Below are 15,250 nucleotides of genomic sequence, written 5' to 3'. Positions count from 1 at the left end.
TTCCGTATCGAGCGTGCAACAAGATGGAAAAGATCGTGGTCCGGGGTGCTCGCACCCACAACCTCAAGAACATCAATCTGACCCTGCCCCGCGACAAGCTGATCGTGGTCACCGGCCTCTCCGGTTCGGGCAAGTCCTCTCTGGCGTTCGATACCCTCTATGCCGAGGGGCAGCGCCGTTATGTGGAGTCGCTCTCCGCCTATGCCCGCCAGTTTCTCTCCCTGATGGAGAAGCCGGACGTCGACCATATCGAGGGGCTCTCGCCCGCCATTTCCATCGAGCAGAAGTCCACTTCCCACAACCCGCGCTCGACCGTCGGCACCATCACCGAAATCTACGACTACCTGCGTCTGTTGTTCGCCCGGGTCGGTGAGCCGCGCTGCCCGACCCACGCCATTCCGCTCGCCGCCCAGACTATCAGCCAGATGGTGGATCAGGTGCTGGCCCAGCCGGAGGGGAGCAAGCTGATGCTGCTGGCCCCGGTGGTGCGCGATCGCAAGGGGGAGCACACCAAGCTGCTGGAGAATCTGGCGGCCCAGGGCTACATCCGTGCCCGCATCGACGGCGAGGTGTGCGATCTCTCCGACCCGCCCGCACTGGAGCTGCACAAGAAGCACACCATCGAGGTGGTGGTGGACCGCTTCAAGGTGCGCGATGACCTGGCCCTGCGTCTGGCCGAGTCGTTCGAGACGGCGCTGACCCTCTCCGGCGGCATCGTACTGGTGGTACCGATGGACGGTGAAGAGGGGGTTGCCCCCATGACTTTCTCCGCCAACTTCGCCTGCCCGGAGTGCGGCTACTCCATGTCGGAGCTGGAGCCGCGCATTTTCTCTTTCAACAACCCGGCCGGTGCCTGCCCGACTTGTGACGGCCTCGGGGTGCAGCAATATTTCGATCCGGCCAAGGTGATCGGCGATCCGGCTATCAGTCTGGCCAATGGCGCCATCCGTGGCTGGGATAAACGCAGCTTCTACTACTTCCAGATGCTCAAGTCCCTCTCCGAGCACTACAAGTTCGATCTGGAGACGCCGTGGGAGGATCTGCCACTGAAGACCCAGGAGGTGATCCTGCGCGGCTCCGGTCGCACCGAGATCGAGTTCCGCTACATGAACGATCGCGGCGACGTGGTGGTGCGCAAGCACCCGTTCGAGGGGATCTTGCACAACATGGAGCGGCGCTACCGGGAGACCGAATCCAACTCGGTGCGCGAAGAGCTCTCCAAATACATCGCCAACAAATCCTGTACCAGCTGCGGTGGCAGCCGGCTGCGGGAAGAGGCGCGTCACGTCTTCGTCGACAACCGCAACCTGCCGGCCATCGCCGAGCAGTCTATCGGCGATGCGCTGGCTTTCTTCGAAGGGTTGAACCTCACCGGCCAGCGCGCCCAGATTGCCGAGAAGATCTTGAAAGAGATCGTCGAGCGACTCGGTTTCCTGGTGAACGTGGGCCTCAACTATCTGAGCCTGTCGCGCAGCGCCGAGACCCTTTCCGGTGGCGAGGCCCAGCGGATCCGGCTGGCCAGCCAGATCGGTGCCGGTCTGGTGGGGGTGATGTATGTGCTGGACGAGCCCTCCATCGGCCTGCACCAGCGCGACAACGAGCGGTTGCTCAAGACCCTCACCCATCTGCGCGATCTCGGTAACACGGTGATCGTGGTGGAGCACGACGAGGACGCCATCCGCCTCGCCGACCATGTGCTCGACATCGGCCCGGGGGCCGGGGTGCACGGCGGTGCCATCGTCGCCCAGGGTACGCCGGAAGAGATCATCAATAATCCGGAGTCACTGACCGGTGACTACCTCTCCGGGCGCAAGCAGATCGCTATTCCCGCCGAGCGTACTCCGCTCACCGGCAAGTGGCTGAAACTCAAGGGGGCGAGCGGCAACAACCTGCGCAACGTCAACCTGGATCTGCCGATCGGGGTGATGACCTGCGTGACCGGCGTCTCCGGCTCCGGCAAGTCGACCCTGATCAACGATACCCTGTTCCGCATCGCCCACCGCGAGCTCAACAAGGCCACCGAATCCACCCCGGCGCCCTATCGCAGCGTCGAGGGGCTGGAGCATCTGGACAAGGTGGTGGATATCGATCAGAGCCCTATCGGCCGTACTCCGCGCTCCAACCCGGCTACCTACACCGGCCTGTTCACCCCGATCCGCGAACTGCTCTCCGGCACCCAGGAGGCGCGTTCCCGTGGCTACCAGCCGGGTCGCTTCTCTTTCAACGTGAAGGGGGGGCGCTGTGAGGCCTGTCAGGGGGATGGGGTCATCAAGGTGGAGATGCACTTCCTGCCGGATGTCTACGTGCCGTGCGACGTCTGCAAGGGCAAGCGCTACAACCGCGAGACCCTGGAGGTGAAGTACAAGGGCAAGAACATCCACGAAATCCTCGAGATGACGGTGGAAGATGCCCGCGAGTTCTTCGATCCGGTGCCGGCGGTGGCGCGCAAGCTGCAGACCCTGATGGACGTGGGTCTCTCCTATATCCGCCTCGGCCAGTCGGCCACTACCTTGTCTGGCGGTGAGGCGCAGCGGGTCAAGCTGGCGCGCGAGCTCTCCAAGCGGGATACCGGTCAGACCCTCTACATTCTGGATGAGCCGACCACCGGGCTGCACTTCCACGATATCCAGCAGTTGCTCAAGGTGCTGCACCAGTTGCGGGATCGTGGCAACACCATCGTCATCATCGAGCACAACCTGGACGTCATCAAAACCGCCGACTGGATCGTCGATCTGGGGCCGGAGGGGGGCGCCGGCGGTGGCCGCATCCTGGTGACGGGGACGCCGGAGCAGATGAGCCGTTGCGAGGATTCCCATACGGCCCGCTTCCTGGCGCCGCTGCTGGCACGATAATCCGTTCAATAATGTGACAAGGGGCCCTGGGCCCCTTGTTTTTATTGTGGTAATTCAGTGACCTCCAGACGGGCCGATACTCCATACTTGGGGCAAGACCCTTCCCGTTTCGCATTGCCATTCAAAGGATATTGGCGCCCATGGCTCAACCGTCCCGCTCCATCGATCATTTGCTGGCCTACTCCATGTTCCCCGTCTGGGCTGGCGCCATCCTGATGCTGCTCATCGTGATCGCGCTGGCCCAGGTGCCGGCGGCGCAGCGGGTCGAGGAGCGGCGGATGCAGGATCATCTGCAACGGGTGGTCAGGGCAGTGCAGGGCGACATCAATGCCATCAATGCTTTCACCCGGGATTGGGGGATCTGGGACGAGAGCTACCACTTCCTGGCCAGGCCCAATCAGGGCTATATCCACTCCAATCTGCTGGTCGACACCCCGATGCGGGACTTTGAGCTCAACGTGCTGAGTTATATGGATTTGCAGGGCTCTGAAATCTGGACTCGCACCCTGCTGCCGGAGGCGCCTGATACGGACACCACCCTGCTCCCCTTCTTTCTGGATGACCTCAAGCTGCAACTGCTGCGTGAATCACGGCAGGGGGGGATCCACAGTCTGAGCGGGGTGAGAGGCTCATTATGGGGGCCGCTCATCTTCTCGCTGCAGCCGGTGACCAATACCCTCGGCGATGCCAAACCCAATGGCTATCTGCTGGCGACCCGTTGGCTGGATGAACGCTATCTGGACGATCTGGCGGCGCGGACCGCGCTCGCCTTGACCATTGCCCAGCCCAGATCTGGCGAGCATCTGGGCTCTTTCAAGCCGTTCAAGCCATACATGAGCTACCGGCTGGTGGATCTGGGGTTGCAGCGTGTCAGAGGGGAGGGGCTGCTGCTCGACAACGACGGTACTCCCGTCTTGACCCTGATTGTGGAAGAGGAGCGTGACGTGTTGCGGGGGGCGATGGAGGGGGCGATCTGGACCTTCATCGGCATGCTGCTGATAAGCTTCGCCTGTATTCTGATGGCGCTGGCCCGCTTGCGCGCCATCGTGCTGGGGCCGATTGGCGAGCTGGTGGGGGCGCTGCACAAGTTTGCCGAAAAGCAGGATGTGAGCGTGTTGCCGATCATCGACAGCAGTCAGGAGATGGCGCTGCTCAGTCGTAAGTTCCGGGAGATGGCGGCCAGGATCAGTTTGCACCATAGCGCCTTGCAGGCCTATTCATCCCGGATGGAGACGGCCGCCTATACGGATCCGCTGACCCACGCCTTCAACCGGCGCTACCTCGATGAATGGTTGCTCAATCGCGATGCGCTGGCGGCAGGCAGGGTGTTGCTGATCCTGGATCTGGATCACTTCAAGCAGGTCAACGATCGCTTCGGCCACGACATCGGCGATCTGCTGTTATGCCAGCTGGCGGAGTTGCTGCGGGGGGCCCTCGCTGAGGAGGAGCCGCTGATCAGGCTCGGTGGCGAGGAGTTTTTGCTGCTGCTGGTTGGCGATGAGCCGACACGGGTTGCCGAGCGGGTCGAGCGTCTGCGCCGCAAGATTGCCGACTGCCGCTTCGGGCGCGAAGAGCTGCCGCTCTGGATGACGGCTTCACTGGGGTTCTGCGATTACCCCCTGCATCGGGAGCTGGAGGATTCGTTCTGGAATCTGAGCTTCAAACTGGCGGACATGGCGCTGTACCGGGCCAAGCAGGAGGGCAGGAATCGCTGGCGCGGATATAGCGGGGAACTGGGGCAGGCGCAGTGGGATTTGAACCCGGAGCAGATTGTAGCGGGGGAGTGGCTGCGGTGTCAGGCGTCTCACACCAGCCAGTCGGCCTAGTGGGTCAGAATTAATAGCGCCATGCCGAGAACGAATCCCAATAAAATAAACAGGAAGGATCCAATACCCCAGATGGCTGCCAGTATGGCTACTATTTTGTCCCTTCTGGTTTGTGGTTTCATAAAGAATTTCTTACAGCCCGGCTACATGGCTCGCAAAAATACTCTGGTTGAGCGAGTGAAACAACCATTTTTAGCCGTTTAAAGCTTCGATAAGGTGCATTTAAATTATTCTTTAATGTGGCTGGTTTGATTTTGAATTGACGTATCAGTATGTTTTTATTGTTTATTATGCCAATTATCAGCCATATCTCGGGAGCCTTAAGCTGCTGTACACATCTATCTATTTCTTGGTAACGTTTGAGCTAAATCAATAACTCCGCATTCACATCCCTTTATAGTTTTCAGGCTTGCAACATATAAAACGAAAACTAAAAGGAAAACGTGATGAAAAAGATCCTTCCTCTGATGATCGCGGCCGCGCTCGCTTCTCCCGTCGCCATGGCCCACCAGGCTGGTGATATTCTGGTGCGCGGCGGCCTGGCCTTTGTTTCTCCGCAAACGAGCAGTGACAACGTGCTGGGTACCGGCGAGCTGGAAATCGACAGCAATATGCAGCTGGGTCTGACGCTCTCTTATCTGATCACTGACAACTGGGGTGTCGAGCTGCTGGCTGCCACACCCTTCTCCCACTCGGTATCCACCGCCGGTCTGGGTGAAGTGGCCAAGGTCAAGCACCTGCCGCCAACCCTGATGGCGCAGTACTACTTCGGTGATGCCAACAGCAAGGTACGACCCTATATCGGTGCCGGTATCAACTACACCACCTTCTTCGATGAGCAGGGCCGCGGCGCGCTGGATGGCACCGACGTGAGCGTGGACTCCTCCTGGGGCATGGCCGGTCAGGTCGGTCTGGACATGGCGATCAATGATCGCTGGTTCGTCAACGCCTCTGCCTGGATCATGGATATCGATACCGACGTGCACACCGCCGTGGGTACCATCAACACCTCCATCGATCCCATGGCCTTCATGTTTGGTGTCGGCTATCGCTTCTGATAGGACACAGGGTTGGCCCCCCCACGGGCCGTTACAGCTAGCATGTCTCTTTGGCCCGGCACAGTCCGGGCCCTTTTACGCGCAAAGCGTCCCCCGTCAACTGTGATCCCACCCCATATAGATCAATAAAATACCCTCGGTCTCCCCTCTATAATTCGCCCCTTGTGCCGATAGTGTCTATGTTCACGTTACCTTTCCCCCACGAGTGAGGATGTCTCCATGGGTTTATCTATTGTGCAGCGGATCATCGCCGGATTTGTGTTGATGCTGCTGCTGTTGATCCTGCTGGGTGTGATCAGCACCCTGAAGATCAGGGGCATCAACGACGGCTTGTCACAGGTCTCCGACCGGGCAACCCCGTTGGTGATTGCGGTGGCCGGCCTGAAAGGCGCCCTGCAGGACAGCAACCGCTGGGTGCTGGTCTACCGGACCAACGAGGATGCAAGCCAGCTGCCGCAACTGGCCAGCCAGTTCAAGGAGCAGCAGGCGCGTTTCAGTCAGCTGAGTCAGGAGATGGACAGGTTTAGCGGGGTGGCTGAGGCCGGCTCTCGTTTTCAGCAGGTCGATACCGCCACCAAGCAGTTCTACGGCCTGGCTGAACAGGTGCTCTCCCAGCACAGCCAATGGGTCAATGCCCAGGATCAGCGCCACAAGCTGGAGATTGCCTTCATCCGGCTGGAAGACACCTACCAGTGGGCTGCCGATCTGCTGCTGCAGCAGACCGCCAGCAAACGCTCCATGCGCAACAAGGCTGAACTCATCACCTCGGGCATCGCGCGCGATCTGAAGAACATTCGCCGGGCCGATGCCAAGACCGATCTCAACGAGCTGGAGAAGGTGCTGAGCAAGGACATCGAGATGGCCCGCAAACGGCTCGATCGGGTGCTGGTACCGGATGACGTGAAGCAGCGCTTCGTCTCCAACCTCGACCGGATGCAGGAGCTGGCACTCGGCCAGCAGGGGCTGCTGGCGACCATGCGCAATGCCCAGCAGCTGGCCGCCTCGCTGCAGACCCTCAATCAGCAGCTCGATGCCAGCCTGATCAACAGCCTGGGCCTGCTCGACGAGATGGGACAGTCGGCCGGCTCGATTGCCAGCCAGAGCCGCACCACGGCGGATGATGCGGTCAGCAGCGCCAGTTTCTGGATCCTGGTGGTGGCCGCCATCTCGGCTGCTGCCGCCCTCATCATCGGCTATACCACGGCGCGCAGCATTCAGCGTCCGCTGCAGATGATCAACAAGGAGCTGGACTACATGGCGGCCGGGGACATGACCCGCCGCATCAACTATCGCAGCAGCTGCGAATTCGGCGCACTCTCCCGCTCCATCGATACCCTGGCCGGCAAAACCGGCGAGCTGCTCTCCCAGATCAATGCCGGCTCCCGCCATCTGGTGGAGGAGGCGAGCCGCGCCGCCGAGATAAGCGAAAGGGCCGTGTCCCGGGTACAGGATCAGAAGAGCCAGACTGATCAGGTGGCTGCCGCCATCACCGAGCTGGAGGTGAGTGCCACCGAGGTGGCCCGTTCCACCGATGGCACCAAACGGGAAGTGGATCTGGCCGATGATGAAGCCCGCAGCGGTCGCCAGAAGGTGGCGACCACCCGTCGTATCACGGAACAACTGGCAGGCGCCATGGAAGAAGCCGTTGGCATCACCTACAAGCTGGGTGAGTTCAGCAACAACATCGGCAGCATCCTCGACGTGATCCGCAGCATCGCCGAGCAGACCAACCTGCTGGCGCTGAACGCCGCCATCGAGGCGGCACGGGCCGGCGATGCCGGTCGTGGCTTCGCCGTGGTGGCAGACGAGGTACGGGCACTGGCCAACCGGACCCAGACCTCGACCGAAGAGATCCAGGCGATGATCGAGAACCTGCAGAGCTCGAGCAAGTTGGTGGTGGAGGTGATGGGGCGCAGTCAGGAGCAGACCCACAACTGTGTCGAGCAGACCCGGGAGATGGATGCGGCCCTGCAATCCATCGCCGACCGGATGAGCGCCATCAAGGCGATGGCGGATCAGGTGGCGCACGCCGCCCAGGAGCAGATCTCGGTCAGCCAGGGGGTGGCCCGCCATATCTCCGGCATCGCCGAGGTAGCCTACGAGACCGAACGGGAAGCGCGGGAGTCGGCCGGCAGCAGTGAAGTGCTGGCGGAGCTGGTCGCCAAGCAGCAGCAATTGATCGCACATTTCAAGGTTTAGGAGGGCTTATGTCTAACAAGTGGATCGGGGCCCTGAGTCTCCTGTTGTGTGGTCAGCTGATGGCCAGCGAGCTGGTGATCGAGAGCTGGCGGATTGATGACAAGGCCTTGTGGGAGCAGAAGATCATTCCTGCCTTCGAGGCCTCCCACCCGGGCATCCAGGTGAAGTTCAATGGGGTGCAGAACGTCGACTACATGCCGACCCTGTGGGCCAGTCTGAAAGAGGACAAGGCGGGGGATCTCATCACCTGCCGGCCGTTCGATGACTCCCTAGCCCTGTTCAAGGCGGGCCACCTGGCGGAGTTGACCGAGATGTCGGGGATGGAGAACTTCCCAAGTTTTGCCCAGTCACCCTGGCAGACCGACTCCGGCGCCCAGACCTTCTGCGTGCCCATGGCCTCGGTGATTCATGGCTTCTTCTACAACAAGAAGATTTTCAGTGAGCTGGGGCTGAGCGTGCCGCAAACCCGGGATGCCTTCTTTGCTGCGCTGGACAAGGTGAAGGCCGATGGCCGCTATGTGCCGCTCGCCATGAGCGGCTCGGAAAGCTGGGTATCCTCCGAGCTCGGTTTTCAGAACATAGGCCCCAACTACTGGAAGGGGGAGGATGGTCGACTGGCGTTGATCGGGGGGCAGGAGCGTTTTGACAACCCACCCTACGTCAAGGTGTTCGAGGAGCTGGCGCGCTGGCGTCCCTACCTCGGCGAAGGGGGCGAGAGCCGCGACTATGCCGCGACCAACGAACTGTTCACCTCGGGCAAGGCCGCCTTCTACGTGGCGGGTTCCTGGGAGATCGCCCCCTTCACCGGCAAGGTGGACTTTGGCGTGATGCGCCCGCCCGTGGCAAAACAGGGCGATGGCTGCTTCTTTACCGATCACACCGACATCGGGATGGGGATGAACCCGGCCAGCAAGAACAAGGAGGCGGCCATGGCCTTCTTGCAGTGGCTGACCACGCCCCAGTTTGCCGAGCTCTATACCAACTCGCTGCCCGGCTTCTTCTCCCTCTCCAACCACTTCTTCGAGGTCACCAACCCGGCGGCGAAGGAGATGATGGAGTGGCGGGATCAGTGCGACTCCACCATCCGGGTGGCCACCCAGATCCTCTCCCGTGGTACGCCCAAGCTGGGGGACGAGCTGGCCGAAGTGAGTCAGGCTGTTCTGCTCGGCAAGATGGAGCCCAAGGCGGCAGCCGATCGGCTGGAGCAGGGCCTGAAGGGCTGGTATCCGCCTCATCAGGGCAACAAGGTGAAGGGAGCCGATTGCCAGTGTGACGTCCCGGCCGCCGCGCCCGCAGTCTCGGCCGCCGCTGCGACCACCGAGCCTCCTGCCGCTGCATCCACCGCGACGCCGGCGGTGACAGAGACACCAGCCACCCCGGCGCCGTCAGCAACGCCTGCCGCAGCGGCATCTGCGGCGGCCGCGCCGTTGCCGGCTCCGTCGGCCGAGGTGGAGCAAGCGCTCTCCAACGAGCTGGAAACACCGCAGCAATAGCTGCCGGTAGATAAACAACGGGAGGCATCAGCCTCCCGTTTTCTTTGCTGTCAGCCAGCGACGTTACTGCACCGGGTGGGGCCAGCGGCAGAGGCTGCCGATGCGGGCCACCGGGGCGAACCCGAGCGAGCGATAGACGCGCTGGGCGTGATAGTGCTCGTCGGCCACTATGATGAGCCGGTCGACCCGCGTCAGCCCGTGTCTGGCAACCTGGCTCAGCAGCTGGCGGCACAACCCCTGATTGCGCCATGCCTGCCTTGTGCGCACCAGCTGGAAGCGGCCCAGAGTATCGGTGAAGAAGAGGCCGCAACTGGCGACCAGCTGCTCCTGCTGCCAGATCCCCCACCACTGACCCAGCCCGTCCCCGATCATCGCCTCGTACAACTGGCGGCGTGACTGCAGATAGGGCAGGTAGCTCTGTTCCGAGTGACCGGGATCCCGCTCTTCCAGTTCAAAGGCCAGCCACTCGTCCCAGTCGGCCGGGGTAAAGGGGCGCGCAGCCACCGTCGCGGCTGGCGGTTGCCAGTCGGTGGCCTCCAGTGCCAGCACCACGCACTCCATGTACTGGTATCCCGCCGCCACGAAGCCGGCGACCCGGCTGTTCTGGCCGGCCGCGAGAGGCCACTGGAAGGTGCGGTGTCTGACCCGGGGATCCTGCCCGATCAGCTTGTCGAAACTGGCCTCGAGCCAGCCCTTGTCGTGATCGCTGGGGGGAAAGGGAAGCAGCAGATAGTTGCCGAAGTAGTAATCAGGAGCATCGGGGGTGCGCACGGCCCAGAACTGCTCATGGTCGACCACGTTGCCTTGATAGCGATCGAACAGCAAGTCGGTGGCAAAGCCGGGGTGGGTGTCCATGATGATGCTCCTGCGAATGGTTCAATTGGTTATCGGCAGGAAGGGGAAGAGGTTGAAAAGGGGCCGGAGAAACCTCCGGCCAAACAATCACACGCAGATTCAGAACGTCCAGGACGATCTGCGTTCATCATAACGCGACTCGCCGGATTTTGGGATGGGGTGCCAATCGTTACTTTGGCTTTATTGCCAAATAAAAATCGGCGGCCTTCCTCTTGCTGTAAAACAGTGTTGACTTTGTGCCATTTTCTCATAAAGATAGAAAGACGTTTAGACGTCCAAACATCCGTTTTGACGTAGAGAAATGGATTGCAGGGCAGGGAGAGAGCAGATGGGATTTCACAGCGCACGTCAGGTTGAGGCACTCAACCAGAGTCTGGCAGATTTGAGTGGCGACATATCGGTCAGTTTCGAGTTTTTTCCGCCCAACAGCGAAGGGATGGAAAATACCCTGTGGCAATCCATCGAGCGCCTGAAAGTGCTGGAACCCAAGTTTGTGTCGGTGACCTATGGCGCCAACTCGGGCACCCGGGATCGCACGCACAAGGTGATCAAGGACATCAAGGAGCGGACCGGTCTGATCGCCGCCCCGCACCTGACCTGTATCGACGCCAGCCGCGATGAGCTGCGCACCATTGCCCGCGATTACTGGAACAGCGGTATCCGCCATATCGTGGCGCTGCGCGGTGACTTGCCCCAGGGGCTGGAGAAGCCGGAGATGTATGCAACCGATCTGGTGGCCCTGCTCAAGGCCGAAGCGGACTTCGATATTTCGGTGGCCGCCTACCCGGAAGGGCACCCGGAAGCACGCAGTGCGCAGTCGGATCTGCTCAACCTCAAGCGCAAGATCGATGCCGGTGCCAACCGCGCCATTACCCAGTTCTTCTTTGACGTCGAGACCTACCTGCGCTTTCGGGATCGCTGCGCCGCCATAGGCATCGATGCCGAAATCGTGCCGGGGATCCTGCCGGTTTCCAACTACCAGACCCTGGCCAAGTTTGCCGGCTTCACCAACGTGAAGATCCCGCGCTGGATGCATCAGCGTTTCGAAGGGCTGGATGACGATCAGATGACCCGCAACATGGTGGGGGCCAGCATCGCCATCGATCAGGTACGGGTGCTGAGTCAGGAAGGGGTGAAGGATTTCCACTTCTATACCCTGAACCGCTCCGAGCTGACCTACGCCATCTGCCACACCCTGGGGGTGAGGCCGAAAGGCCAGCCGTAACGGATCGCGGGCACAAAAAAAGCCAATGAGTCGCTCATTGGCTTTTTTGTTATGGCGACCAATCAGGGTCTGGTAGGGGCGATCTCTTTGGGTTCGAGATCGATCACCGCATTGCCGGCGGCGCCGGGATACTGGTGATAGCTCTGGTCCTGCTCCAGGGTGTAGAAGGTATCCAGATAGTCATCGTTGTTGGTCATCCAGGAGTCGGGCAGCGCCTTGACGATGCGACCGCCGAGATCGAGGAAGGGCAGTGCCTCGGGCACGCCGCCAGCCGTGAAGGCCAGCTTGAGGGCATCGATGAACAGGCCGCTCAACTCCTTGTAGTTGACGTTGTCGTCCTGCTCCATCATGACGATGTCGACGGCACCCCAGCGATAGCGATCCCAGTAAACCAGGATCTGGTTGGGGGTGTAGTCGGTGTTGTCATAGTCGAGATAGGGCATGTCGACGATATCGACCACGGGCTCATCCCGGCTGGGATTGACCCCTGCGACCACCGCATACACCTCGGCCGCACCCAACAGCCAGGGCTCCTGATCATCCTTCAACCGAATTTTCTTCAGGATGCTGGTCTTGAGTGGTGCCGTGCTGGCAGCCGCACGGGGAGCCACCTGCATATCGGCGGCAGCCAGCGCCTTGCGGATCACCTTGAGGCCGGCGTTCTTGGCCTTGACGGGATCAGCTTCCACGACCAGGACCGGACGGGCCGGTGCCTTGTCCACATCCAGATAGACGGGGTTGCCGGCGCTGTCGAAGGCTTCGATGGCGCTCCAGCTCTTCTCATCGCCGCTCGGTACATAGGCGACCAGCGGCTCGACACCCTGCTGCAGCGCGGCGGCCTGTTCCGGGTTGGCCAGTCGCAGCTGCATCAGCTCCTTGACCTCGCCGTCCAGCCCTTGCCGGCTGATGGCTGCCTGGTTGGCATCCCGAGCCTGGCGTTTCAGGCGCGGACTGGCCTTTTGCAACAAGTTGGGCAGCGGGCTCTGGTACTCCTGATTGCTCAGGAGCGGCAGCAGGTTTTTCTGCTGCAGCGCGAGCTGGCGGGCCAGTTCCCGATCGGTGTCGGCAGCGTGGGCGGTGGTGGCGCCCAGCAGTGCCAGTAACAAAATGACAGCCTGATTCCTCATTATTATTCTCCAGTTTATGAGTCTGACATGAGGCACGCATCGGGGAAGAAGAAGTGCCTCGACACCACTTAATGGCAATTAGTTTCAGCTGTGAACCAATTTTTCTGAATTATGTGCGGTGTCTCACGGGGGGCTCCCCAGATGGTCAGGTCAGTTTCTCCGCTGGTTGACTTGATAGAGGATGATGCCGACGAGCAGTCCCCAGCAGGCGGCACCGATGCCGAGCAGGCTGATGCCGGAGGCGGTGATGATGAAGGTCAGCAGGGCGGCCTCACGGGCATCGTCGTGCTGCAATGCGGTGTGCAGGCTGCTGCCGATGGTGCCGAGCAGCGCCAGCCCGGCGACACAGGTCACCAGTGCCGCCGGGAAGGCCGTGAACAGCGCCGCCACCGTGGCCCCGAAACAGCCAGTCAGCAGGTAGAAGCCGCCGGCCCACACTGCCGCGGGCCAGCGCCGGTTGGCGTCCGGATCCACCTCTTTCCCCATGCAGATGGCCGCAGTGATGGCCGCCAGGTTGAAGGCATAGCCGCCGAAGGGCGCCAGCAGCAGACCGGTGAGGCCGGTCCAGGTGATGAGGGATGAGGTGGCGGGCTGATAGCCGTGGGCCCGCAAAATGGTAATGCCCGGCATGTTCTGGGAGGTCATGGTGACGATGAACAGTGGCAAGGCAATGCCGAACAGGGCACCAAGGGAAAACTCTGGCCAGGTCATGACCGGGCCGGCCAGTTGCCAGTGGATGGTGTCAAGCTGCAGCTGGCCTCTCAGCAGGCAGATGAGAATGCCGGTCGCCAGTACCAGCACCATGGTATAGCGTGGCCAGAGATGACGGCCGAGCAGGAACGCCAGCAGCAGGCTGCCGAGCAGCAAGGGATCTGCCGGGGCGACCTTGAACAGATCCAGCCCGAACTTGAGCAATACCCCGGCCAGCATGGCCGCCGCCAGCTGGGCTGGGATATGACGCATCAGCCGATCGAACCAGCCGCTGATGCCGCACAGGGTGATCAGCAGAGAAGAGATAACGAAGGCGCCGATGGCCTCGGCCAGGGTGAAGTGACCCAGGCTGGTGATGAGCAGGGCGGCACCCGGGGTCGACCAGGCGGTCAAGACAGGGATGCGATAATAGAGGGAGAGGCCGATGCAGCTGATACCCATGCCAATGCCCAGCGTCCATAGCCAGGACGCAAGCTGGGCTGCATCGGCCCCCGCTGCCGTGGCTGCCTGAATGATCAGGATGACCGAACTGGTATAGCCGACCATCACGGCGATGAAGCCGGCGACCAGATGAGGAAGGGCAAAGGGCATGGTGACGTCCTTGTGGGGTTGTGACGGTTTGTGCGTTATTACGTACAATATTGCTTCAGACTATATCGTTGTGCGTTATAGCGCACAAGGCGATTCAAGCAAGCACAACAAAGAGGCAGTCATGCAAGAGATGAATCAGCATCTGGCCCAACGTCTGAAGGGCTTGCGCAGCGAGCTGGGCTGGAGCCTGGATGTAGCGGCGCGGGAGACGGGAGTGAGCAAGGCCATGCTGGGCCAGATTGAACGGGGGGAGTCGAGCCCGACGGTGGCCACCCTGTGGAAGATTGCCACCGGCTTTCGAGTTTCTTTCTCCAGCTTCATCGAGCCGACTCCGGCAGAGCAGGGGGAAGTGCTCTATCGCACCGCAGATGCGATTCGCCAGCAGCCGGCGGGAGAGGGCATGCAGGTCGCCCCTCTCTTCCCTTATGAGGGGCGCTTTGGATTCGAACTGTTTGAGCTGACTCTGTTGCCCGGCTATCAGCGAGAATCAGAACCCCATGAACCCGGGGTGACCGAGCATGTCATCGTCATCAGCGGCCTGATGGAAGTGCTGGTGGAAGGGGAGTGGCGCTCATTGACGCAGGGGGAGGCGGTACGTTTCGCGGCCGACCGCCCCCATGGCTATCGCAATCTGGGAGTGGCTCCTGCCATCTTCCACAATCTAATCCACTATCCGGTCAGCAGATCTTGACCCCTGGGTCAGCCTGGACGTCCATCAGCCCGGGGGCTGGTCAATATGGGAGCATAGACCCAGACAAACAGACCATACGCCAGGCTCCAGGCCAGGCCGCTCAGGTTCCAGCCGTGTAGGGTATAGGCCGGCCAAAGCAGCGGGATCAGAACCCGGATCAGGGCCGCCATGATCACCAGCGCGAAAGCGCACTGGATCCTGCGCCCCACCTGCAAGGCCCGGCCGCTATGACCAAGAGAGACCCGGGCTATCATCCCCAGGATCATGGTCCCCATGCAGCCGGCACTGAGCAGGTGGCTGGCCAGCGACAAGCTGATGGGCAGGCCAGCCGCCAGAGCACCAAGGGCGAGCAGGCCGAGAGGAATAAACAGGTAGGCGAGGTGCAGCGACCACAAGAGGGGTTGGCCAAGAGTGGAAGGCAGCCGCCAACGCAATTGGCGCCACAAGTGCAAAACAGCCGCCACTATATATAGAGGAAGCAGGTAGAGGCTGGTGACCCATGGGGTGGGCAGCAGTAGCCAGCTCACCAGGGTGAGCCACAGTGTGGCAAGGGCAGCCCGCTCCAGCCAGAGAATAGGGACAGCTTTTTCCATCCCGGTGGCTCTGGCGGTAAAGAAGGGGA

At 61.3% G+C, this 15,250-nt stretch carries 11 protein-coding genes (1 of these 11 cut by a window edge); 7 read left to right on the top strand and 4 right to left on the bottom strand.

The genetic code is table 11. The features are described 5' to 3' along the window. Window positions 1-23 precede the first annotated feature (23 nt). The 5 genes from uvrA to AHA_RS19965 all read left to right on the top strand — a co-directional run bounded on the left by uvrA (window position 24) and on the right by AHA_RS19965 (window position 9,428). A complete protein-coding gene (uvrA, locus tag AHA_RS19985; protein ID WP_011707637.1) occupies window positions 24-2,852 on the top strand; it encodes an excinuclease ABC subunit UvrA in 2,829 nt (942 codons plus the stop codon). Between the two features lie 140 nt (window positions 2,853-2,992). Continuing rightward, complete coding sequence (locus AHA_RS19980) at window positions 2,993-4,678, top strand: diguanylate cyclase (protein WP_164927756.1); 1,686 nt, start codon at window positions 2,993-2,995, stop codon at window positions 4,676-4,678. A 446-nt stretch (window positions 4,679-5,124) separates the two neighbouring features. Then, window positions 5,125-5,736, top strand: a complete 612-nt coding sequence (locus AHA_RS19975) for an OmpW family outer membrane protein (protein ID WP_011707635.1) — start codon at window positions 5,125-5,127, stop codon at window positions 5,734-5,736. Between the two features lie 219 nt (window positions 5,737-5,955). Continuing rightward, a complete protein-coding gene (locus AHA_RS19970; RefSeq protein ID WP_011707634.1) occupies window positions 5,956-7,935 on the top strand; it encodes a methyl-accepting chemotaxis protein in 1,980 nt (659 codons plus the stop codon). A gap of 8 nt (window positions 7,936-7,943) precedes the next feature. Further along, the gene (locus AHA_RS19965) at window positions 7,944-9,428 is read left to right on the top strand and encodes an ABC transporter substrate-binding protein (protein ID WP_011707633.1); all 1,485 of its coding nucleotides are present in this window, start codon (window positions 7,944-7,946) and stop codon (window positions 9,426-9,428) included. 63 nt (window positions 9,429-9,491) lie between these two features. Here AHA_RS19965 and AHA_RS19960 read toward each other — a convergent pair whose 3' ends face one another. Then, window positions 9,492-10,283, bottom strand: a complete 792-nt coding sequence (locus tag AHA_RS19960; RefSeq protein ID WP_011707632.1) for a GNAT family N-acetyltransferase — start codon at window positions 10,281-10,283, stop codon at window positions 9,492-9,494. A gap of 328 nt (window positions 10,284-10,611) precedes the next feature. Here AHA_RS19960 and metF point away from each other — a divergent pair, with 328 nt between their 5' ends. After that, window positions 10,612-11,508, top strand: coding sequence for a methylenetetrahydrofolate reductase (metF, locus tag AHA_RS19955; protein ID WP_005306036.1), 897 nt, complete (start codon window positions 10,612-10,614; stop codon window positions 11,506-11,508). 62 nt (window positions 11,509-11,570) lie between these two features. Here the strand turns inward: metF and AHA_RS19950 are convergent, their stop codons facing one another. Together AHA_RS19950 and AHA_RS19945 are read right to left on the bottom strand one after the other, a co-directional pair. Then, entirely contained in the window at window positions 11,571-12,635 is a 1,065-nt protein-coding gene (locus AHA_RS19950; protein WP_011707631.1) for a DUF3103 family protein, read from the bottom strand. 150 nt (window positions 12,636-12,785) lie between these two features. Then, window positions 12,786-13,937 carry a benzoate/H(+) symporter BenE family transporter gene (locus tag AHA_RS19945; RefSeq protein ID WP_011707630.1) on the bottom strand — a complete coding sequence of 384 codons (1,152 nt, stop codon included), beginning with the start codon at window positions 13,935-13,937 and terminating at the stop codon, window positions 12,786-12,788. A gap of 121 nt (window positions 13,938-14,058) precedes the next feature. Here AHA_RS19945 and AHA_RS19940 point away from each other — a divergent pair, with 121 nt between their 5' ends. Next, window positions 14,059-14,628 carry a helix-turn-helix domain-containing protein gene (locus tag AHA_RS19940; protein ID WP_164927755.1) on the top strand — a complete coding sequence of 190 codons (570 nt, stop codon included), beginning with the start codon at window positions 14,059-14,061 and terminating at the stop codon, window positions 14,626-14,628. A gap of 8 nt (window positions 14,629-14,636) precedes the next feature. On the opposite strand, the gene AHA_RS19935 is transcribed toward AHA_RS19940, so the two are convergent. After that, window positions 14,637-15,250, bottom strand: partial view of an NnrS family protein gene (locus tag AHA_RS19935; protein ID WP_011707628.1) — the 3' portion only. It continues 583 nt past the right edge of the window; the window shows 614 of its 1,197 coding nt (coding positions 584-1,197); its start codon lies off the right edge, out of view; its stop codon occupies window positions 14,637-14,639.

This window comes from Aeromonas hydrophila subsp. hydrophila ATCC 7966, from assembly GCF_000014805.1.
In the GTDB taxonomy this organism is placed as follows: Bacteria; Pseudomonadota; Gammaproteobacteria; order Enterobacterales; family Aeromonadaceae; genus Aeromonas; species Aeromonas hydrophila.
The sequence above is the reverse complement of the archived record's forward strand: the minus strand, read 5'-3'. Positions and strand labels throughout refer to the sequence as shown.

What these genes read in the sequence shown, in the direction of transcription:
- AHA_RS19970 (WP_011707634.1), top strand. Translation starts at nt 5,956, where the DNA reads ATGGGTTTATCTATTGTGCAGCGGATCATCGCCGGATTTGTGTTGATG.
- AHA_RS19940 (WP_164927755.1), top strand. Translation starts at nt 14,059, where the DNA reads ATGCAAGAGATGAATCAGCATCTGGCCCAACGTCTGAAGGGCTTGCGC.
- AHA_RS19960 (WP_011707632.1), bottom strand. Translation starts at nt 10,283, where the DNA reads ATGGACACCCACCCCGGCTTTGCCACCGACTTGCTGTTCGATCGCTAT.
- AHA_RS19950 (WP_011707631.1), bottom strand. Translation starts at nt 12,635, where the DNA reads ATGAGGAATCAGGCTGTCATTTTGTTACTGGCACTGCTGGGCGCCACC.
- metF (WP_005306036.1), top strand. Translation starts at nt 10,612, where the DNA reads ATGGGATTTCACAGCGCACGTCAGGTTGAGGCACTCAACCAGAGTCTG.
- AHA_RS19945 (WP_011707630.1), bottom strand. Translation starts at nt 13,937, where the DNA reads ATGCCCTTTGCCCTTCCTCATCTGGTCGCCGGCTTCATCGCCGTGATG.
- AHA_RS19980 (WP_164927756.1), top strand. Translation starts at nt 2,993, where the DNA reads ATGGCTCAACCGTCCCGCTCCATCGATCATTTGCTGGCCTACTCCATG.
- uvrA (WP_011707637.1), top strand. Translation starts at nt 24, where the DNA reads ATGGAAAAGATCGTGGTCCGGGGTGCTCGCACCCACAACCTCAAGAAC.
- AHA_RS19965 (WP_011707633.1), top strand. Translation starts at nt 7,944, where the DNA reads ATGTCTAACAAGTGGATCGGGGCCCTGAGTCTCCTGTTGTGTGGTCAG.
- AHA_RS19975 (WP_011707635.1), top strand. Translation starts at nt 5,125, where the DNA reads ATGAAAAAGATCCTTCCTCTGATGATCGCGGCCGCGCTCGCTTCTCCC.